Here is a 20,689-nt window from a genome sequence, read left to right as displayed (position 1 = left end):
AGATCATGGACGAGATGAATCAGGTCGCGATTCCGTTGAGCGTCGCCAGAGAAGCCTGCGAGCAGCTGGCTCGGCGGGGGTGGGAGTCGGCGCGGCTGGCCCTGGAGGAGCTGGGGCGCCGAAGCGCCGGATCGGTGAGCGCGTCCCGGGTCGGGGCCGCCACCATGGCGGGGGTGTACACCCTGCGGAGCGAGCTGATGTCCGGGTCGCCGGGCCGGACCGTCGAGCTGGAGCGGTTCGCCGACGAGCTGGCGCGGTACGGCGAGGACGCCGTCCGCTTCTTCTCCCTGGACCGTGGCGACTGGACCGTCCTCTGCGTGGTCTCGGACGACCTCGCGCGGGGAGTGGCCGCCACGGCGGTCCGGGGTGGCGAGCGGCCCGGTCGGAGCGCGGCGGGCGGGGCTGAGGGGGAGCTGCCGGCCGCGGCGGCGGGAGGTTTCTGCGAGGAGCTGCTCGCGGACGGCTGGAGCTCGGCGGAGCTGGGCGTTCAGGGGCTCGCTGAGCGGCCGTCCGGCTCCGTTCCGCTGTGGCTGGGGAGCGCGGCGGCCCTGGCGGGCAACTACCGGGCCAGGGCCGAGGAGTACGCGCGGATGTCCAGCCCCCGCCCGGCCTACGACCTGGAGCGGTTCGTGGACGCACTGACGGAGCACGGCGAGGAGGCCGTCCGCTTCTTCTCCGTGGATCGCGGGGACTGGACCTTCCTGTGCGTAGTGGCCGGTGACCTTGCGCGTGCGCTGGCCGCCACCGCGATCAGCAGAGCGCCCGGAGCCTGACCCGCCTCGACGTGGTGGGCGGGCGCCGACTAGGATCATGAGTACGGCATCGCGTGTCGGTCACCGGCTGGGTGAGGCATGGAGGTGTCCGGGATATGCCTTGTGGAGGCATTCCACCATGCCAGTCGAGTTGAATCACACCATCGTGCACTCCCGGGACAACCGGGAATCCGCCGAGTTCCTGGCGAACATCCTGGGTCTTGAGGTCGGCGCCGAATGGGGCCCGTTCATCCCCGTGGACACCAGTAACGGGGTCACCCTGGATTTCGCCACGATCCCGGCCGAGTCCATCACCATGCAGCACTACGCCTTCCTCATCTCCGACGAGGAGTTCGACGCGGCCTTCGGGCGGATCAAGCAGGCGGGGATCACCTACTACGCCGATCCGCACGGGAAGCAGCCGGGCGAGATCAACCATCACCACGGCGGGCGCGGCCTGTACTTCCACGATCCGGTCGGCCACGCCATGGAGATCATCACTCGCCCCTACGGCAGCGACGAGCAGGGATCGTCGGCGTCGTGAGGCGGTGACCGACGCCGGCCCGCGAGCCGGCCACCGGCTCGCGGGCCACCGGCTCACCCCCGTCCCGCGCCCACGGTCTCCTCGGTCAGACAGGCGTACGCCCGCAACCGGTCCGGGTACTCCCGCTCCGCGCCGACCCGCAGCGCCGCGTACGGCCCGGACAGCCCGGCCAGACGCGGCACCTGACGGACGACCAGGGTGTCCCCGGGGGAGATCAGGCCGTCCAGGACCGCCTCGACGAGCAGGTGGTTGAGGTGCACCAGGCAGTCCGCGACGGTGATGCCGGCCGTGGCCACGTACAGCTCGCGCCGCATGGGCGGCCGGTGGCGCGGGCCGATGGCCTCCGGGATCCGGACCGGTGTGTCGGGGCGGGGCGGCAGGCCGCAGGAGCCGTCGAAGAGCTTGAGCAGCCTGCGCAGCCCGGCGGAGGCGCCCGCCGGGGCCGGTCCCGTCCACGCCGCTGAGCCGTCCTCGGCGATGTGGTCGAACCGGACCCGATCGCCGAGGTTGTCCGGGTTTCCGGCCAGGAAGATCGTGCGGGAGAACGAGCCCCGCCACGCCGCCAGCCGCTCCGGCGCCAGGCCGATGGCGAACTCACAGGTGGCGCGCGTCCACTCGGCGAGTTCGAAGCGGCGTACGACGGACACGGCGAGCAGTCCGTCGGCGTCCGCGAACTCCTGGATCCGGGCGTGCACCTCCGACAGGGCGGTGGTGGTGGACAGGTCCACGGCCTCCGCCAGATCGGGGCGGGCGACCCGGACGCGCCGCGCGGCCTCGGCCCGCAGCAGGTCTTGGGAGAGCTTCACAGGAACACCGCCGGCAGTAACTCGTGGACCGGGGCCGGGCGGTGTTTGGCCAGCAGCCCCGAGGTCAGGCGGTACGGGTCGACGTATGTGTGGTCGCCGCGTTGCCGCTCGAGGAAACCGGTCAGCCCGGCGCCCGGCGAACCGGCTTCCTGCGACGCGAGCATCCGCTCGGCGCGCACCACACACTGGCGCAGCAGGTCGGGGCGGAACGACTGCCGGTCGCCCGGACCGAGCGTGGCGATGAAGTACAGCCGCATGCCGAGCCGCAGCGCCGGCTCGGCGTGGTCCGCGCCCAGTGCCTCGAGCAGCGCGCCCGCCGAGTGGCCGCGCCAGTCGCCGTGGCGCGCGGACCGGATCTGTCCGTCGATCGGCACCCGCCCCACCGGCACCCGCCGCACGACCGGGCCGAGCGCCGACAGCACGCGCTGCAGCAGCTGGTAGTCGGGCTCCAGCTCGCGGTCGTACAGCAGCACCACCTCGTCGTAGCCGGGGACGAGGGGGACCAGCTCACGCAGCGCGCACGCCAGGTAGTTGGGCCGTCCCTGAGCCGTGGCGATCTGCCGCAGCGGCAGCCCGTACCGGGTCGCGTCCAGGTACACCGGCCCGCCGTACTCGCGCATGTCCAGGCACAGCCCCAGCGGCACCAGGCGGTCGAGCACCTCGTCGAGGGTCATACCGGGCGGTTGGTGTTCCGTGAGGCCGGGGTCGTGCATCCCGAGCCGCGCGTACTGCGCCGACCACAGCTCCAGGACCCGGGCGCTGGAAGGATGCACCCAGCCGTGGTGCTCGATCGCGTCGAGGTACGGCCGCAGCGCGGACACCGGGGCCTGGCGGCCGTCGGCGCGGTAGCCGACGTACAGCTCGCCGATCTCCTCCTCGGACAGCTGGGAGTAGTCGGTGTCCCCGAGCGTGTGGTCCAGGTACTCCCAGAAGCCGAGGGTCTGGTCGGTGGGGTGGTACGTGGTGGGGCTGTAGCGGTAGGTGACATCGGCCAGCCGGGCGGTGGCGCGGTACATCACATCGACCCAGAAGAGCCCCTTGAGGTGGCTGGGGGTCAGTGGTTTGCCGGGGGTGACGGTGACCGGCGCGAGCAGGACCCGGGGCCGGCCGTGGCGGGGCGAGGCCGGGCCGCCGGGGCCACCGGGGAGCGGCGCCGGGTCGTACGGCGGTGTGGGATCGCCGCGGTCGCCGCGGAGCAGCGGTACCGGTTCCGCGGTCCCGGTCATGCGGACCGGCTTCCGTGGACCAGGAACACCCTTTCGGCGCCCTCGGCCGTGCGCGGCGGCACGGGGTCCCGCCACCTGCCGTAGTGGGCCGCCGGCTCCCCGGGCTGCACCGCGTCGACGGTGAAGCCGTGCCGCCCGAACAGCGCCTCGGGCTCGTCCGTGCCGAACACCCACGGGCAGCCCCAGCCGGCGAACACCTCCAGCAGGCCGCGCATGTTCGGGGCGGTCAGCGCCACATCGTTGACCACGTCCGCGCCGATGCGGCTGCCGGGCGCCGTCACCGCGGCGACCCGCTGCAGCAGCCCGTTCACCTCGGTTTCGGAGAAGTAGTACAGCAGCCCTTCGAAGAGCCAGGTGGAGGGCAGACCGGGGTCGTACCCCGCCTCCAGCAGAGCGTCCTCCCAGCCGGGGGCGAGCAGGTCGGCGGGGACCGGGCGGCGGTCGGCGCCGGGCGGCTCGGCGGCCAGCAGCTTCTCCTTGACCTCCAGGACCGTCGGCCGGTCGATCTCGAAGAAGCGGACGTGGTCCGGCCACTCCAGCCGGTAGGCCCGCGAGTCCATGCCCGCCGGGGCCAGCACGATCTGGGTCATCGATGGGTCGGCGGCCGCGCTCCGCAGCCAGTCGTCGAAGAAGCGGGTGCGGATGGGGTTGAAGTCGAAGGTGCTCGGCACCGTGCGAGGGATGTCACCGTCCGGGAAGGTCGCCGACCTGACCTCGGCCAGCAGCTCGGGTCCCGCCTCGCCGACGAGCGCTTGCGCGTACGGGTCGTTGTAGAGCCGGTCGTCCCTGCGGCTCTCCCCGGCCCTGAGCGCGGCGGTGAGCAGACAGGTGCGCTCGACGGCGTCGAGTTGCGTCATGATCGATCTCCTTGCCGGGCGGCCGCGCCGGTGAGCTGCCGCCAGTTTTCGGGGTCCTGTCGGAAAAGCCGGTCCTTGACCTGGGTAGGGCGCACCCCGCGGCCGACGGAGTCCTGCCACTCCTTCAGGAAGGCGTCCTTCTCGAGCCGGAGCAGCTCGGCGGGGCCCAGCCGGCCCGTGTCGCGAGACGCCCGATAGTCGGCCGACTCGCGGGTGAGCTCGGTGTCGAGCGCCCTGGTGAGCCGCCGTGTCTCGTCGGCGCTCCACGCCGACTCGCCGGCCAGGGCGAACACATAGCGGGGCGGCAGGCCGTCGGGGGTCTCCACATGGCACGCGGCGTTGCGCACGGCGAGGCCGGCGCCGCCCAGCGCGGACCGCAGGGCCCGGACGACCTGTGCGTCACGCAGCCGCTCCCCGGCCACGTCGGAGAGGTTCTTGCGGCCCGCGTACGACAGCCGCGGCACTCCGTGCACCACGTCGACCACGCGGACCACATCGCCGCCCGCGTAGCGGTACAGGCCGCCGACATGGCTGTAGATCGCGTGGTACTCCCGACCAGGCTCCAGCTCGTCCGGTCCGAGCGTCTCCACGTCGGGGCCCAGGTCGCGGTCGGCGTCCACGAACTCGTACACGGATGCCGTGACCACCAGGCTGCCCGCCGTCGGGTGCCGGTCGAGCGCCACGCCGACCGGGCCCTCGGACGCCGCCACGGGCGCCGGCAGCGCCGTCACCGCGGTGCCGAACTCCTCGCGGAGCAGGGGCAGATAGAGCGAGGCGAGACCGGTGGTCCAGCAGAACAGCAGCCGCATGTTCGGCCAGATGTGGGCGGGCCGCACGGTGCCGAAGTACGAGGCCAACTGCTCCAGTTCGGCGGCGCGCTTCCGGTTGGGCGAGCGGAACGGATGGCCGCCGAGCGTGCCGTCGCGGACGTCCTTGACGATCCGCGGCCACCACAGCCTCAGCTGGTACGGCACCGCGGCGACCATCGCCGGATTGATCCCGATGACGCAGCGGACATCGCTCTCGACGGCCATGCGCAGCCGCAGATACATCTTCTCCACGTGGTCGTCCGCCGCCACCGGCACCGGCAGGGTGGCCCAGGGGGCCGCGGTGCCGGGCTCGGCCGACAGGTGCTCGCCGAACATCTTCCCGAAGTCCACCTGGCTGGCGCCGACATGGGGGCGACCGGACGCGGTGGTCGAGGGAGCGACGACGGGGTCGTGCTTGAGGTTGAGCACCGCGTCCGGCCGGGTGAGGACGTCCGGGAAGTGTTCGGCCATCGGGGCCCAGGCGGCGTAGTAGAACGGGAAGAAGGTGGTGTGCATGAAGCGCGGGGTGACCGGGATCTTCTTGTGCGCTCCCGTGCTGCCGCTGCTGGTGAAGAACACCGCGGGCTGGTCGGCGGTCAGGACGTTCGGCTCGCCCTCGGCCATGCGCTCGATCCACGGCGAGAGCGCCGCGTAGTCCTGTATCGGAACCGCCTTGCGGAGGTCGTCCAGGGTGCGCAGACGGTCGAAGTCATGGGCCTTGCCGTAGGCGGTGCCCGCGTTGAACGTCAGCAGGTCGGTGAGGACTTCGCGCTGCCGGGCCGCCGGGTCCGAGAACGCCCGCCGCAGCCGGTTCCGCTCGTCGAACACACGCGCCCGGTACTGGCCGAGCCGGCCCCCGGCGGCCGGCGGCTCGGTGCTCGGGGGTTCGGTGTTCGGGGGCTCAGCGGTCTTCATCTGACAACACCTTTCGTATGGCCTGCGCGGTCTGGACGACATCGCCCTGTGCCCGGATCACCGTGACCGGCAGATGGCGGATCTCGTCGAGCATCAGGCGCCGCAACTTGGTCTGGTAGGCCGCGAATCCCTTCGGATCGGGGCGGTCGCCGTAGTACTCCAGCCGGTTGGTGGCCGCGCCGTTACCGGAGCGGCGCCAGGCCGTGGCGGTGGACACGTCCAGGAACACCACGCGCCGCGGCTGCGGAAAGGAACGCCACCATGTGAACATCGGGTTGTCCCGCAGCCCGGCGAGTCTGCATTTGGCCAAGATCTTGTAGTAGTACGAGTCAACAAGCGTGGGTAACGACGTGTCGCCCTCCTCGATGCGGTCGCGCAGATGCACCACTGCCGTCTGCAGCAGGCTGGCCGTGAACTCCGGCGAGTAGTCCGTCCCCAGGGACGGGAGCACGTCCACCGCCACATCTCGGCGCAGCCGTCCGATCAGCGCGTGGGCGGGCTGAAGGAAACGTTCGTCGGTGGAGATAAGCCGCCAGGACGGAGAGGACCTGGCGAACTCGGACATCACCGAAGACTTTCCGGCGTAGTCCGGCCCCAGAAGGACGGAGAAACCGGGATGAGTCGTCCGCACGATCGGCACTCCTTACGTAGTTCCAGTGCTCGCCACCGCGGCCCGGGCCGTGTGGCGGCCCGCCGATCGGCTGCCGGGGGTGCCGTCCCGGCTGGGTGGGGAAAGTCAACATCGCCGGGATAGCCATCCGATCAGGAAAATCTGGTACGCAGGCGAATGGCCGCAAGTCGGGAGCCGGGAAATGGAGTAGTGGCCATTCGATCGGTGCTGACCTCGGGTGACACGCCGTACGCCCGAGCCTGCCGAGCGCAGGTTGCTGTCCATATCCTGGTCGGCCCCCCGGCACGGATGGACGGAAGGCCGGAAAACCGGACTTCTCCCCGGACTTTTCCTGCCGCGGCGAACCCTGTGGCCCGCGGACTTCGGCGACTAGAGTGAGCTACGAGCATCGGGGGACAGGGCCCGGAGGCGAGGGAATGCGGGGGACGGCCTTTTCGCGCGCGTGCGAGGAGCGGCAGTGGGAACGGCCGGCGGTCTTTCTCATGGTCTACGCGACGGTGGCAGCGCGGCTGGGAGAACCACGGGATGTGACCGCGCGGCAGTTCCACCGGTGGCGGCAACCCGGGCCGCCCTGCCCTCAGCCGTACGCACAGCGTGTCCTGGAGGAGATGTTCGGCACCCCGCTGCACCACCTCGGCTTCGACGTGCCCGAACACCGCCGACGTGACACGGCGGCTCCCCCGGCGGCCGCTGCCGAGCCGCCCCGGGCCGCCACGCGGTTCGCGGTCCTGGGGCCGGTGCGGGTGCGGCGCGGCGAAGAGACACTGGCCGCGGGGCGGCCGCAGGAGCGCGCCCTGCTGTGCGCCCTGCTGCTGCGCCGCGGCCGCACGGCCACCGCGCAGGAACTGATGGACGCGGTGTGGGGCGGCAAACCCCCGCGCCGCGCCCTCGCGACCCTGCGGACGTACGCCTTCCAGCTGCGCAAGACACTGGGCCCACGCGCCCTCGTCTCCGACTCCGGCGGATACGCGCTGCACGTGCCGCCCGAGGCGCTGGACCTGGTGGTGTGCGAGGGCTACGAGGCGCAGGCCAGGATCGCCCGGGCCGCGGGCGATCCGTCACGCGCCCGGACACTGCTCCGCAAGGCCCTGGACCTGTGGGACGGCGAACCCCTCGGCGGCGTTCCCGGGCCCTACGCTCAGGCACAACGCGCCCGCCTGACGGAGTGGCGGCTCACCCTGCTGCAGGCCCGGCTGGAACTCGACCTGGAACTGGGCCACCACACCGCGGCCATCGCGGAGCTCACCGCGCTGGCCGTCGAATACCCGCTGCGGGAGCGGCTGCGCGCCCTGCAGATGCTCGCGCTGTACCGCGGCGGCCGCCAGGCCGAGGCGCTGAGGGTGTACACCGACACCCGCCACCTGCTCGCCGAAGAGCTCGGCGTGGACCCCGGCACCGAGCTGACCGAGCTCTACCAGAACGTCCTGTGCGCCTCCCCGGCCCTCGCCCGCCCCCCGGTCCCACGACGGCGCCCGCCCGCCAAGGACGCCGTCCCGTACGTGTCACCACGCCCCGCCCAACTCCCCGCCGAATTACCAGACTTCATCGGCCGCGCCACCCTGGTGCACGGCCTGACCGAGCAACTGTCACGCGCCCAGGGCGCGGTGATGCCCGTCCTCGCCGTCCGCGGGCTCGGCGGAGTGGGCAAGACCGCGCTGGCCTTACGGGTCGCCCACGCGGTCCGCGGCCACTTCCCCGACGGGCAGCTCTACGTCGACCTGCTCGGCCACGGCCTCCGCCCCGCCCACCCCGGAGCCGTCCTCGCCGCGTTTCTGCGCGCCCTGGGCATCCCCGCCGACGCCGTCCCCGAAGGCACACCCGAACGGGCCGCGCTCTACCGGTCCACCCTCGCCGGCCGCCGGGTGCTGGTCCTGCTCGACAACGCCCACGACGGACCCCAGCTCCGCCCCCTGCTCCCCGGCGCCCCCGGCTGCGCCGCCCTGGTCACCAGCCGCGCCCGGCTCGCCGACCTCGACGGCGCCCGCCCGCTGGACCTCGACGTCATGACCCCGGAGGAAGCCCTCGCCCTGTTCACCCGCGCCATCGGCGAGGAGCGCGCCGAGGCCGACCCCGCGGCCTGCCGCGAGACCGTCGCCGCCTGCGGCTTCCTCCCGCTGGCCATCCGCATCGCCGCGGCCCGCCTGGCCGCCCGCCCCGCCTGGACCGTCTCCGCCCTCGCCGCCCGGCTGGCCGACGAGCGCGGCAGACTCGACGAGCTGCGCATCGGCGATCTCACCGTCGCCTCCTGCGTTGCCCCCGCATACGGCCGACTCCGCCCTGACCAGGCCCGCGCCTTCCGGCTGCTGGCCCTCGCGGACGGCCCCGACCTGCCCCTCCCCGCGGCCGCCGCGCTCCTCGGTCACGACCGGCGCGACCCCTCCGTCGAACCCCTCCTGGAATCCCTCGTCGACAGCGGCCTCCTGGAGTCGCCCACCCCGGGCCACTACCGCTACCACGCCCTGATCCAGCTCTACGCCCGTCGCCGCGCCGACAGCGAAGACCCCGACCAGGAGCGCATGGCCGCCCTGTCACGGCTGTTCGACACCCGGCTACGCCCATCTGGGATGAGAGACTGGGCGCGGACCGGGGAGGGCTGATGGGGCAGGCGCGGCCGTCGATGCAGGAGCTGATCCAGCGGCGCAGACGCGCCCGATTCGTAGGCCGGCGCGGTGAACTGGACCTCTTCCGCCGGAATTTCACCTTCCCGCCGGAGGACGAGCGGCACCGTTTCGTCTTCCACATCCACGGCAACGCGGGTGTCGGCAAGACCTGGCTGGTGCGCCAGCTGGAACAGGCCGCGCGCCAGGAACACGCCGCGCTCACCGCCTGCGTGGACGAGACGGCGGACAGCGTGCCCGAGGCCATGGCCGCCATCAGCGCCCAGTTCGCCCAGCAGGGGCGCGAGTTCACCTCCCTCGACCGGATGCTCATGACCTACCGGCAGCGCCTCCACGAGGCGGAGTCGATACGGGTGGAGGGCGATCCGCAGACGCCCAGCGCCGGCGGGCTGGCCGCGGCGCGGGCGGGACTCGCCGGAATCGGCCTGATCCCGGGCATCGGGGCACTGACCGGCGCCGTCGACCCGGCGCAACTCGCCCAGGGAGCCGACCGGCTGCGCGCCGCGCTCAGCGCCCGCTTCCGCAACCAGCAGGACGTCCAGCTGCTGCTCGATCCGCTCCAGGCGCTGACCCCGCTGCTGGTGGCCGAGATGTCCAAGGTGGCGGCCGCGGCGCCGTGGACCGTGCTCTTCTTCGACACGTACGAGCGCACCGGGCCGCTGCTCGACCCCTGGCTTCACACCCTGCTGACCAGCGAACGCTACGGCAAGCTGCCCGAGAACGCCGTCGTCGTCCTGTCGGGGCAGGGCCCGCTCGACCCCAGCCGCTGGGCGGACCTCAGTGACGTCGTCGAGGACCTGCCCCTCGAACCGTTCACCGAGCTGGAGGCGCGGCAGCTGCTCGCCGCCCGAGGCGTCACCGACGAGCAGGTGGTACGGGACGTGCTGCGGCTCTCCGGCCGGCTGCCGGTCCTGGTGTCCACCCTCGCCGAGAACGCCGAACACCCCGGCGGTGTGGGCGACCCCAGCGCCACGGCCGTGGAGCGCTTCCTGAAGTGGGAGCGCGACCCGGCCCGCCGGTCCGCCGCGCTCGCCGGGGCGCTGCCGCGCCTGCTGAACGAGGACGTCTTCCAGGCGGTGGTCGCGGACGGCGCGGCGGAGCTGTTCGCCTGGGTGCGCTCCCTGCCCTTCGTCAGCCGGCGCGCGGGCCGGGCCCAGTACCACGACGTCGTGCGCGCCCAGATGATCCGCCTCCAGCGGAGCGGTTCACCCCAGCGGTGGAGCGCCGGACACGCGCGGCTGGCCGGCGCGTTCGCCCAGTGGCGGGAGGCGGCCGCGGCGGGGCTGGAACCGGCCGGGCTGTGGAAGCACGAGCCCTGGCGCGCCCCGCGGCTGGAGGAGTCGTACCACCTGCTGTGCGCCCGGCCGTCCGTGGCGCTGCCCGACGTGCTGCGGGACGGGATCGACGCCTGCGACGCCGGCCCCGCGGTGGCCCGCCGCTGGGCCCGGACCCTGGCCGAGGCGGGCGAGGACACCGACTCGGACCTGTTGCGTGAGTGGGGGCGCGACACCCTCGCCGCGCTCGCGGACGACCGCCGTCTCGGGATCGAGGTGCTGGGCCTGTTGCTGGCCCGGGCGGAGCTGGACGAGGCGGGCCGGGTGGCCGCGCTCGTGGTCCGCGGCTGGCACCGCAGGTCCGTCGAGGAGCACGAGGCCGGGCTCGCCGACTTCCGGCAGGCCCTCGCCCTGGACCCGGGCCATGTCCGGGCCCACTTCGGAAGCGTTGTGATGTACCGGGCGATGGGCCATATCGAGCAGGCACTCGAAGCGCTGGACCGCGCGGACCGGCTGGATCCCAACCCGACCTGGATCCCCAGAGAGCGCGCCGAGACCTACCGCCAGGCCGGCCGCCGCGAGGAGGCGCTCGCGGAGTTCGACCGGGTGGTCGAGGCCAGCCCGGCGGACAGCTTCGCGCTGGCCGGCCGCGGCCAGATCCGGGCCGAACTCGGCATGGAACGTGCGGCGCTGGACGACCTCGACCGGGCCATCGGCCTGTACCCCGAATACGTCTGGGCCCTGCTCCGGCGAGCCCGGCTGCGCAGCCGGCTCGGCGACGTGGCGGGAGCGCTGGACGACCTCGACCGGGCGGAGGCAGTGGCCCCTGACGCGCGGAGCGTCGTGGGGGAGCGCGGGAGGGTGTACCACTTCGCCGGCCGGTACGAGGAGGCCATCGAGCAGTACGACCGGGCGCTCGTCCTCGACCCCGGGTACGCCTGGGCCCTCGGCAGCCGCGCGATGACCCACGAGGCCCTGGGGCGGCGTACCGAGGCATTGGCGGACCTGGAGCGCGCGGTGGCCAGGGACCCCGGCTACGCCTGGGCGCTCGCCCAGCGCGAGCGCCTGCTGTCCGGCTGATGGGTGGGCCATCAGCCCCTCACGGCCACTCCCTTGAAGAACGTGTAGTGAAACGTCCCGCCGTCGTCCGCGGTCCGGCGCAGATCGGCGACGCCCCGGTCCCAGTCGCTCCGGGTGGTGAGACCGGCGGCCAGCGCGTCCTCGCGGACGGACTCGACCATGGCGATGAAGGTGTTGCGGGTGAAGCCGTCCATCAGGGCAGGGCGGGTCCCGTCGACGTAGACGGTCCGCGGGCGGACGACCACGTCGTCGTATCCGGCCTGGGCAAGCAGCGGCTGCAGCCGACGGCCGATCAGGGCATCGCCGCCCGCCGCCGACTGCAACTGGATCTGGCGGTCGATCGCCGCGTCGGCGTACGGGCTGGAAGGGTGGAAGAACGCCGACCCGTGGTCCCCCTCGACCACGGTGATCGTGCCCCCGGGCCGCAGGACCCGCCGCAGCCCGGCCAGCGCCTGCCCCGGGGCGCGCAGGTGCTCCAGTACGAAGCACACGAAGACGTGGTCGAACGACGCGTCCGCGAAGGGCAGGTCGAACACGTCGGCGTGGCACCACTCCACCCGGGCCCCCGGCGCCTGGGCCGCCACGTGGGCTCGGGCCCGGGCGAGGGAGCCGGCGGAGATGTCCGCCGCCACGAGGTGTGCTCCGGGGCTGGACGCGAGCAGATGGACGGTCTGGGCACCCACTCCGCAGCCCACTTCCAGCACCCGGCTGCCGGCCGGGTACGCCGTGTCCGCGTGCAGCAGCGCGGCGAGAGTGTCCGCCTGGTCGCCGAGGCGGCGGGCCTCGTGGCGCGAGTAGCCGTGTACATAGCCGGGTGTCGTGTTCGTGATCGTGTCCGTGTGCATGCCTTAACCGTGTCGCCATAATGGCTCGGTGAACAGGTCCAACAAAGGCCCCACTGACCGGTCCATAACTTCCGGCTCCGATTTCCTGCAGCTGAACACCGAGGAGGCCCCGCCGGGCGGCCTCGCCGACTGGCTGGCCCGGCGGTTGCGGGCCGCGATCGACGACGGACGTCTGCCGGTCGGCAGCAGGCTGCCGGCCACCCGCGTGCTGGCCGGGGAGCTGCGGGTGTCCCGGGGCGTTGTCACCGAGGCCTACCGGCGGCTGACCGAAGACGGGCATGTCGCCGGGCGCGGGCGGGGCGGCACGGTCGTGGTCGCCGCGCCGGTGGCGGCACCGCCGACGCCACCCACCCGTGAACCACCGGGTGTCCGCCCACCGGTCGGCGCGCTGTTCGCCGCCCCGCCCGGCGCGGACGTCTTCGACACGATGCGCGCGGCACCGGCCCGGATCGACCTGTCGCCCGGCCTGCCCGACCTGGCCTCGTTTCCGCGCACCGCGTGGCTGCGCGCCGAACGCTCCGTGCTCACCGGCCTCTCGGCGGCCGACCTCGGATACGGGGATCCCCGCGGGACCCCCGCGCTGCGGCTGGCCGTCGCCAACTGGCTGGCCCGCAACCGCGGGATCAGGGCGGACCCGGCCGATGTCCTCGTCGTGGCCGGTACGGCCCAGGCGCTCGGGCTCATCGGGCAGGTGCTGAGGGCCGACGGGATCCACCAGGTGGCCGTCGAGGACCCCGGCTCGCTGGGCGCCCGGCAGCATCTGCGCCACTGCGCGCTGGGCACCCCTCCGGTCCCGGTCGACTCCGAGGGCGTACGCGTCGACGCGCTGCGCGCCACCGGGTCCCCGGCCGTTCTGCTGACCCCGGCACACCAGTTCCCGACCGGGGTGGTGCTCGGCGGCGAGCGGCGGCGCGAGCTGATGCGGTGGGCCGGCGAGGGCGGGCTGATCGTCGAGGACGACTACGACGCCGAACACCGCTACGACCGGCCACCCGCCCCCGCCCTGCGGTCGATGCTCGCCGACGACGTCTGCTACGCCGGAAGCGTGTCCAAGTTGCTCGCTCCCGCCCTGAGGGTGGGCTGGGTGCTCGCGCCGCCGAAGTACCGGGACGCGCTGGTGGCCGCCAAGCGGTACGCCGACCTCGGCAACGCCGCGCTGCCCCAGCTGGCGCTGGCCCGTCTGATGGAGTCGGGCGAACTGGAACGCCATCTGCGCCGGCTGCGGCGCCGCCACCGTCGCCGCCGGGACGCGATGATCGGCGCCATCCGGGCCCAGCTGCCGGGCGCGGTGGTGCACGGCGCCGCGGCGGGCCTGCATCTGCTGGTCACCTTCGACGGCGATTTCTCCGACACCGACCTCGCGGCCGCCGCGCTCACGCACGGCGTGAAGACACAGCCCCTGTCGTGGCACAGCAGCCGCCCGGGCCCCCCGGGGCTCGTCCTGGGCTACGCCGCGAGCACCCCGACGGATATCGCCGAAGGCATCGCGCTCATCGCCGAGGCACTGGGGTCTGGGCCGGGACCGGGACTGGGGCGGGCCCCGGCCACGGGCTAGTTTGGGGGTGTGGGCGGCGATGCGACGACGCTGTTCCTCTGCGGCGATGTGATGCTCGGCCGTGGCGTCGACCAGATCCTCCCGCACCCCGGAGACCCGGAGCTGCGGGAGCCGTACATCCGGGACTCCAGGGCGTATGTCGAGCTGACCGAGGAGGCGCACGGGCGGGTGCCGCGCCCGGCGGACTACGCGTGGCCGTGGGGGGACGCGCTGCGGGTGCTGGAGAGGACGGCGCCCGACGCCCGGGTGGTGAATCTGGAGACCAGCGTGACGCGGAGCGAGGAGTTCGCGCCCGGGAAGAGCGTGCACTACCGGATGAGCCCGGCCAATCTGCCCTCGCTGGCCGCGGGCCGACCCGATGTCTGCGTCCTGGCCAACAACCACGTGCTGGACTTCGGCCGACAGGGGCTCGCGGAAACGCTCGACGCCCTGGCCGGGGCGGGGCTGCGGGTGGCGGGCGCGGGCCGGGACGCCGACGCGGCGCGGCGGCCCGCTGCCGTTCCGGTCCGTGGCGGCCGACGTGTGCTGGTCTTCTCCTGCGGCACCGGGTCCAGCGGCATCCCGTACGAGTGGGCCGCGACCGAGCACCGGTCCGGCGTCGACTTCCTCCCCGAGCTGTCGGAGGCCCGCGCGGCCCGGTTCGCCCGCCGGATCCGGCAGCTGAAGCGGCCCGGTGACATCGCCGTCGTCTCCGTCCACTGGGGCGGCAACTGGGGCTACCACGTCTCCGGCGACCAGGTCCGCTTCGCGCACGCGCTGGTCGACGGCGGCGCCGATGTGGTGCACGGCCACTCCTCGCACCACCCCCGCCCCCTGGAGGTGTACCGCGGCAAGCTCGTCCTCTACGGCTGCGGCGACTTCATCGACGACTACGAGGGCATCACGGGTTATGAGGAGTACCGGGACGATCTGCGGCTGCTGTACTTCGTCGCGGTGGCCCCGGACACCGGCGAGCTCGCCGGGATCCGGATGGTGCCCATGCGGGCCCGGCGGATGCGGCTGTGCCACGCCACCCTCGGCGACTCCCGCTGGCTGCGGGCGGTGCTCGACCGGGTCAGCTCCGCCTTCGGCTCCGGCGTCGTCCTCGATCGCGACGGCGCCCTCTCCCTGCGCCACCCCCCGGCCCGGTGAGCACAGCGCCACCCCCTACGATCACGCACATGCCCGACACGCCGGCCATCACTGGAACGGAGCGCTGAGCGTGAAGATCGACTGGAACAGGCGTACCTGCGCCCGGCGCGGCCACGTCACCTACTCACCCGCGGAGGACGAGCTGCGCGAGCGGCTGCACGCCGCGACCGCGCTGGGCGACGCCTGGCGCTGTCTGCGCTGCGGCGACTTCGCCCTCGGCCCGCCGCACGGCTCCGGGCCCGCGGCCGACGCCCCGCTCGTCCCGCGCGGCAAGGCGCTGCGGGACCTGATCGTGATGCGCTTCATCGCCGCCGAGCGGATCGTACGCGGGCTGTTCGTGCTGCTGGCGGCCGTCGCGGTGTGGCGGTTCAGCAACAGCCGGGCCGCGGTGCGCCGGCTCTTCGAGCAGAACCTCACCGTCTTCCGGCCGGTCGCGCGTCACTTCCACTACGACCTCGACCACTCGCCGGTGGTCGACACCATCCGCAAGACCTTCGAATACCGCCACTCCACCCTTGTGATCGTGGCCGCCGCGCTGGCCGCCTACGCGACGATCGAGATCGTCGAGGGCGTGGGGCTGTGGCTGCTCAAGCGGTGGGCCGAATATCTGGCGGTGGTGGCCACCGCCGCGTTCCTGCCGCTGGAGATCTACGAGCTGACCGAGAAGATCAGCTGGCTGAAGATCGCCACCTTGGTGGTGAACATCCTCGCCGTGCTCTACATCCTGCTCTCCAAGCGGCTCTTCGGGCTGCGCGGCGGCCATGCCGCGTTCGAGGCGGAGCGGCACAGCGCCTCGCTGCTGGAGGTGGAGGCCGCGGCCGGGGAGGCCGCGCTCGGAGGCCGGCGGCATTGATCATTCCCCCCGGCCGGGCGGGGGAGTGACGATACGCTCGGGCCGCGGACGAAACGCTCGAACGAGAACGGCAGGAGCTGGCGCCGGGCCATGAACACCGACCTGACCAACACCACATCGAGCAAGATCAACGCGGCCCTGGTACAGGCCCGCAGGGCGATTGGCAGTCCGGCGGTCGGCATGGTGCTGACGCTGGTCATCGTCACCGACGAGGCCAACCACTACGACGCCCTCAAGGCCGCGGGCGAGGCCTCCCAGGAGCACCCCTCGCGGATCCTCGTGGTGATCAAGCGGCCCGGCCGGACCCCGCGTGAGCGCAGCGGCTCCCGGCTGGACGCCGAGGTGCGCGTCGGGGGCGGCGACGGCAGTGGCGAGACCGTACTGCTGCGGCTGCGCGGCGAGCTCGCCGAGCACCCCGAGTCGGTGGTCCTCCCGCTGCTGCTGCCGGACGCCCCGGTCGTGGTCTGGTGGCCGGTCGACGCCCCGGACCACCCGGTCAGGGACCCGCTGGGCACGCTGGCGCAGCGGCGGATCACCGACGCGTACGCGGTCGAGCGCCCGCTGCGGGAGCTGGCGGCCCGCGCCGCCTCGTACGCGCCCGGCGACACCGACCTGGCCTGGACCCGGCTCACGCCCTGGCGGTCCATGCTGGCCGCCGCGCTCGATCAGGCGCGGGCCACCGTGACCTCGGCGGTGGTGGAGAGCGAGGCGGACAATCCGAGCGCCGAGCTGCTGGCGCGCTGGTTCGCCCACCGGCTGAAGGTGCCGGTGGAGCAGATCGTCACCGACGGCCCGGTGGTCACGGCGGTCCGGTTGCGCACCGCCGCCGGGGACATCCACATCGACCGCCCGGACGGCCCGGTGGCCACCCTGTCCATTCCGGGCCAGCCCGACCGCACCCTCGCGCTGAAGGTGCGCAGCACCGCCGAGCTGATCGCCGAGGAGCTGCGTCGGCTCGACCCCGACGAGGCGTACGCCGCCGCCCTCCGCGCCACGATTGCGTCCGCCGGGCGCGCACAGTCCGGCTGACCCTCCTCACCAGCCACGACGGCCGACCCGAACCGACGCCCTACCCCCGCCGCGGGCGGGGGAATACGGGCGACAGGCGCCACGTTCCCGGGATATAGTTGAACGGTAAACATCCTGAGGAAGGTGAGACCGGTGCAGTTCGGGATTTTCACGGTCGGCGATGTCACTTTGGACCCGACCACGGGCCGGGAGCCGACCGAGCACGAGCGGATCAAGGCGATGGTCACCATCGCCCAGAAGGCGGAAGAGGTGGGCCTCGACGTCTTCGCGACCGGCGAGCACCACAACCGGCCGTTCGTGCCCTCGTCGCCGACCACCATGCTGGGCTGGATCGCGGCCCGCACCGAGCGGCTGATCCTGTCCACCTCCACCACGCTGATCACCACCAACGACCCGGTGAAGATCGCCGAGGACTACGCGATGCTCCAGCACCTGGCCGACGGCCGGGTGGACCTGATGATGGGCCGCGGCAACACCGGCCCGGTCTACCCCTGGTTCGGGCAGGACATCCGCCAGGGCATCCCGCTCGCGGTCGAGAACTACGCGTTGCTGCACCGGCTGTGGCGCGAGGACGTCGTCGACTGGGAGGGCAGGTTCCGCACCCCGCTGCAGGGCTTCACCTCCACGCCGCGGCCGCTGGACGGCGTGCCTCCGTTCGTCTGGCACGGCTCCATACGCTCGCCGGAGATCGCCGAGCAGGCCGCCTACTACGGCGACGGGTTCTTCGCGAACAACATCTTCTGGCCCAAGCACCACTTCCGGAAGCTGGTGAACCTCTACCGGGAGCGGTACGCGCACTACGGACACGGCACACCGGAGCAGGCCATCGTCGGCCTCGGCGGGCAGGTGTTCATGCGCCGCAAGTCGCAGGACGCCGTCCGTGAGTTCCGGCCCTACTTCGACAACGCGCCCGTCTACGGTCACGGCCCCTCCCTGGAGGAGTTCACGGCCGAGACGCCGCTGACCGTCGGCAGCCCGCAGGAGGTCATCGAGAAGACGCTGACCTTCCGGGACACCTTCGGCGACTACCAGCGTCAGCTGTTCCTCGTCGACCACGCGGGCCTGCCGCTGAAGACGGTGCTCGTCCAGCTCGACCTGCTGGGCGAGGTCGTCGAGGTGCTGCGCGAGGAGTTCGCCAAGAACCGTCCGGCCGATGTGCCGGACGCCCCCACCCACGCGTCGCTGGTGGCCCAGCGCGACGCCAAGGCCCTTGAGGAGGTGGCACGGTGACGTACGGCGCCCCGCGGCCGATGAGGCTCGCTGTCGTCTCGGCCGGGCTGAGCGTGCCCTCGTCCACCCGTCTGCTGGCCGACCGGTTGGCGGCGGCCACCCGGCGGCGGTTGGCGGCGGACGGGCATGAGGTCGACGTACGCGTGGTCGAGCTGCGCGACCTGGCCGGCGATATCGCGAACAACCTGGTCACGGGCTTTCCGTCGGCCGCCCTTGAGGAGGCCGTCGAGACCGTCACCGGCGCGGACGGGCTGATCGCCGTCACCCCGGTCTTCTCGGCCTCCTACAGCGGGCTGTTCAAGTCGTTCTTCGACGTGATCGACAACACGGCCCTGACCGGCAAGCCGGTGCTCGCCGCGGCGACCGGCGGCACGGCGCGGCACTCGCTCGCGCTGGAGCACGCTCTGCGGCCGCTGTTCGCCTACCTGCGGGCGATCGTGGTGCCCACCGCGGTGTACGCCGCGTCCGAGGACTGGGGCGGCTCCGGCGATCCCCTCACCGACACTCTGCCGACCCGCATCGACCGCGCGGCGGACGAGCTGGCGGGCCTGATCGGTAGCCGCCGGGGCGCCGCGGCCCTTGAAGCCGAAGCCGTCGTGCCGTTCGAGCAGCAACTGGCGGCCCTGCGGCCCGAATAACCGCTCATCCCAGGGAGGAGCTCACATGATCGACAACTTCAACAGCTACCGGCCCGACGGCGAGCCCACCGCCGACCGCTGGGTCACCGCGCTGAGCCTGTTCGACGACAAGGAGCGCGAGGAGACCACCGCGGAGCGCTGGGAGCGGGCCGGGCTGTTCTTCGAGGCGAAGCAGTACGCCGAGGCCGCCCGCCTCCTCGTCCAGGTCGTCGAGGAGGCCCCTGAGCAGACCGCCCCCCGGCTGCTGCTGGCCCGCGCCTACTACCACTCCGCGCAGCTGCGGCGTGCCGAGGAGCAACTGCGCGAGGTGATTGCGCGGGACCCGGTCGAGCACTACGCCCATCTGATGCTGGGGCGTACGCTCCAGCGGCAGGGGCGTGCGCGGGAGGCCGGCACATGGCTGCGGATGGCGGCGGCCTTCTCCTTTGGCCAGGCACCCGAGGCGGACTGACAGGGCGGCACGGGCCGGGGCCGGCGGGCCCCGGCCCGTCGCCGGGACGGGGTGTCAGCGGCCCATGGTGAGCCCGTCCCGCTCCGCGCCCCTGCTGAGCACGGCGCGGCGGATGGTGTCGAGGGCGGCGGTGTGGCCGCCGGCACGCGGGACGTTCACCACCCTGATCGGGTCGTTGTCCACGGCGTGGGGGATGAACTCCGCCTTCTTCACGGTCCATGGCTTGTCCGTGGCGGCGGGCGGGGCGAAGGTGAAGCGGGCGGCCGAGCCCATCTGGCCGCGCGGGTCGTTCATGACGCCCGCGACCTGGTCGCCCATGCCGTAGACGACCCAGGTGTCGTTGATCTTCTCGTACGCCTGCGGTATGTGGGCGTGGGTGCCGAGGATGAGATCGATGTCGTGGCGCCCGCCGTCCATCGAGGCGGTGAGTTTTTTGGCGAGCGAGAGCTGGAGCCGGTCCGGTGCCTCCTGCCACTCGGTGCCCCAGTGCAGGCTCACCACGACCACGTCGGCCCCGGCCCGGCGCGCGGCCCGGGCGTCCTTGACGATTCGCGCCGGGTCGATGAGGTTGACCAGCCAGGGTTGACCCTTGGGCACCGGGATGCCGTTGGTGCCGTAGCTGTAGGCGAGTTGGGCGACCGTGGCGTCACCGGCCTTCATGAGGGTCGGCATCGCGTGCTCCTCGGCGGAGCGGGCCGATCCGGCGTGTCGGAGCCCGGCCCGGTCCATCGCGTCGAGGGTGCGGGTCACCCCTTCCGCGCCCGCGTCCAGCGTGTGGTTGGAGGCGGTGGAGCAGGAGTCGTAGCCGAGCTCCTTGGCCGCCTCGGCGACCTCCGGCGGGCTCTTGAACGTCGGATAGCCGGTGAACGGCCCGCCCGCGGCGCCGTAGACCGTCTCCATATGGCATATCGCCAGGTCGGCCCGGGAGATCACGGGCTCGGCCCCGGCGAGCATGGGACCGAAGTTGTAGCCGTTGCCGCCCGCGTCCGCGCGCGCCTGGCGGATGACCGAGTCATGGATCAGCAGGTCGCCGGTGGCCACCAGGGTGAACCCCTTGGTGGGCCCGGGCTTCGCCGCGGCCGCGGTCCGGGAGGACTTCTCCCCCGATTCGGGGGTGGCGGGTATGCCGGCGGTGCACGCGGTGGCCGCACCGAACAGCGCGGCGACCACGAGCGCGGTCCGTTGACGGGTCTCGAGAGACAAAAGGCTCACCTCACGCTCACAGGGCCAAATAGGCGGATAGTCGTATGTATGTGCGCGTGAGAGCCCGCTCGTGCCGCGACGGCGCCGGGCTTCACCGGAACGGCCGAGGAAACGCACCCGATAGGCCCACGCCGCTACGCCGTCGGGTCGAGCGCCGCGGCGTGTCGCCAGGGGCCGCTATCGAGGCGGGGGCGCGGGGCCGGGTGTGCGGCGGGACGGGGAGTGAGGCCGAGCCCGGGGTT

The 20,689-nt window shown here is 72.9% G+C and carries 17 protein-coding genes and 1 pseudogene; 11 read left to right on the top strand and 7 right to left on the bottom strand.

The window, feature by feature from the left end; translation table 11 throughout:
* Positions 1-5 precede the first annotated feature (5 nt).
* Together PV419_RS20740 and PV419_RS20735 are read left to right on the top strand one after the other, a co-directional pair.
* Complete coding sequence (locus tag PV419_RS20740) at positions 6-773, top strand: hypothetical protein (RefSeq protein ID WP_319691044.1); 768 nt, start codon at positions 6-8, stop codon at positions 771-773.
* 118 nt (positions 774-891) lie between these two features.
* Positions 892-1,296 carry a VOC family protein gene (locus PV419_RS20735; protein WP_319691043.1) on the top strand — a complete coding sequence of 135 codons (405 nt, stop codon included), beginning with the start codon at positions 892-894 and terminating at the stop codon, positions 1,294-1,296.
* Between the two features lie 53 nt (positions 1,297-1,349).
* Here the strand turns inward: PV419_RS20735 and PV419_RS20730 are convergent, their stop codons facing one another.
* From PV419_RS20730 to PV419_RS20710, 5 genes are read right to left on the bottom strand one after another with little or no spacing between them, the layout of a single operon-like run.
* Entirely contained in the window at positions 1,350-2,102 is a 753-nt protein-coding gene (locus PV419_RS20730; protein ID WP_319691042.1) for a DUF6182 family protein, read from the bottom strand.
* Positions 2,099-3,328 (bottom strand): hypothetical protein, encoded by a 1,230-nt coding sequence (locus tag PV419_RS20725; RefSeq protein WP_319691040.1) that lies wholly within the window; start codon positions 3,326-3,328, stop codon positions 2,099-2,101. Before PV419_RS20725 ends, PV419_RS20730 begins: the two co-directional genes overlap by 4 nt.
* Positions 3,325-4,185, bottom strand: a complete 861-nt coding sequence (locus PV419_RS20720) for an SAM-dependent methyltransferase (protein ID WP_319691039.1) — start codon at positions 4,183-4,185, stop codon at positions 3,325-3,327. Before PV419_RS20720 ends, PV419_RS20725 begins: the two co-directional genes overlap by 4 nt.
* Positions 4,182-5,909, bottom strand: a complete 1,728-nt coding sequence (locus PV419_RS20715; protein ID WP_319691038.1) for a GH3 auxin-responsive promoter family protein — start codon at positions 5,907-5,909, stop codon at positions 4,182-4,184. The genes PV419_RS20720 and PV419_RS20715 overlap by 4 nt, the downstream gene beginning before the upstream one ends.
* A complete protein-coding gene (locus tag PV419_RS20710; protein WP_319691036.1) occupies positions 5,896-6,540 on the bottom strand; it encodes a hypothetical protein in 645 nt (214 codons plus the stop codon). The genes PV419_RS20715 and PV419_RS20710 overlap by 14 nt, the downstream gene beginning before the upstream one ends.
* A 331-nt stretch (positions 6,541-6,871) precedes the next feature.
* Here PV419_RS20710 and PV419_RS20705 point away from each other — a divergent pair.
* A pseudogene (locus PV419_RS20705) lies at positions 6,872-9,083 on the top strand (BTAD domain-containing putative transcriptional regulator); the annotation flags it as partial.
* A 53-nt stretch (positions 9,084-9,136) separates the two neighbouring features.
* Positions 9,137-11,512, top strand: a complete 2,376-nt coding sequence (locus tag PV419_RS20700) for a tetratricopeptide repeat protein (protein ID WP_319691035.1) — start codon at positions 9,137-9,139, stop codon at positions 11,510-11,512.
* A gap of 11 nt (positions 11,513-11,523) precedes the next feature.
* On the opposite strand, the gene PV419_RS20695 is transcribed toward PV419_RS20700, so the two are convergent.
* Complete coding sequence (locus tag PV419_RS20695) at positions 11,524-12,357, bottom strand: L-histidine N(alpha)-methyltransferase (RefSeq protein ID WP_319691034.1); 834 nt, start codon at positions 12,355-12,357, stop codon at positions 11,524-11,526.
* 28 nt (positions 12,358-12,385) lie between these two features.
* Here PV419_RS20695 and PV419_RS20690 point away from each other — a divergent pair, with 28 nt between their 5' ends.
* The 7 genes from PV419_RS20690 (at position 12,386) to PV419_RS20660 (ending at position 19,244) form a co-directional block, all read left to right on the top strand.
* The gene (locus PV419_RS20690) at positions 12,386-13,912 is read left to right on the top strand and encodes a PLP-dependent aminotransferase family protein (protein ID WP_319691033.1); all 1,527 of its coding nucleotides are present in this window, start codon (positions 12,386-12,388) and stop codon (positions 13,910-13,912) included.
* 9 nt (positions 13,913-13,921) lie between these two features.
* Positions 13,922-15,043 (top strand): CapA family protein, encoded by a 1,122-nt coding sequence (locus PV419_RS20685; protein ID WP_319691031.1) that lies wholly within the window; start codon positions 13,922-13,924, stop codon positions 15,041-15,043.
* A 70-nt stretch (positions 15,044-15,113) separates the two neighbouring features.
* A complete protein-coding gene (locus PV419_RS20680; RefSeq protein WP_319691029.1) occupies positions 15,114-15,896 on the top strand; it encodes a DUF2127 domain-containing protein in 783 nt (260 codons plus the stop codon).
* A 90-nt stretch (positions 15,897-15,986) separates the two neighbouring features.
* Positions 15,987-16,925, top strand: a complete 939-nt coding sequence (opcA, locus tag PV419_RS20675) for a glucose-6-phosphate dehydrogenase assembly protein OpcA (RefSeq protein WP_319691028.1) — start codon at positions 15,987-15,989, stop codon at positions 16,923-16,925.
* Between the two features lie 132 nt (positions 16,926-17,057).
* Entirely contained in the window at positions 17,058-18,155 is a 1,098-nt protein-coding gene (locus PV419_RS20670; RefSeq protein WP_319691026.1) for an LLM class flavin-dependent oxidoreductase, read from the top strand.
* A 20-nt stretch (positions 18,156-18,175) separates the two neighbouring features.
* Positions 18,176-18,793, top strand: a complete 618-nt coding sequence (locus PV419_RS20665) for an FMN reductase (RefSeq protein ID WP_319691273.1) — start codon at positions 18,176-18,178, stop codon at positions 18,791-18,793.
* Positions 18,794-18,818: 25 nt separating this feature from the next.
* Positions 18,819-19,244, top strand: coding sequence for a tetratricopeptide repeat protein (locus tag PV419_RS20660; RefSeq protein WP_319691025.1), 426 nt, complete (start codon positions 18,819-18,821; stop codon positions 19,242-19,244).
* A gap of 54 nt (positions 19,245-19,298) precedes the next feature.
* On the opposite strand, the gene PV419_RS20655 is transcribed toward PV419_RS20660, so the two are convergent.
* A complete protein-coding gene (locus tag PV419_RS20655; RefSeq protein ID WP_319691023.1) occupies positions 19,299-20,447 on the bottom strand; it encodes a CapA family protein in 1,149 nt (382 codons plus the stop codon).
* Positions 20,448-20,689 lie beyond the last annotated feature (242 nt).

The sequence above is a fragment of the Streptomyces sp. ME19-01-6 genome, from assembly GCF_033793745.1.
In the GTDB taxonomy this organism is placed as follows: domain Bacteria; phylum Actinomycetota; class Actinomycetes; order Streptomycetales; family Streptomycetaceae; genus Streptomyces.
This window is presented reverse-complemented; position numbering and strand designations above follow the sequence as displayed.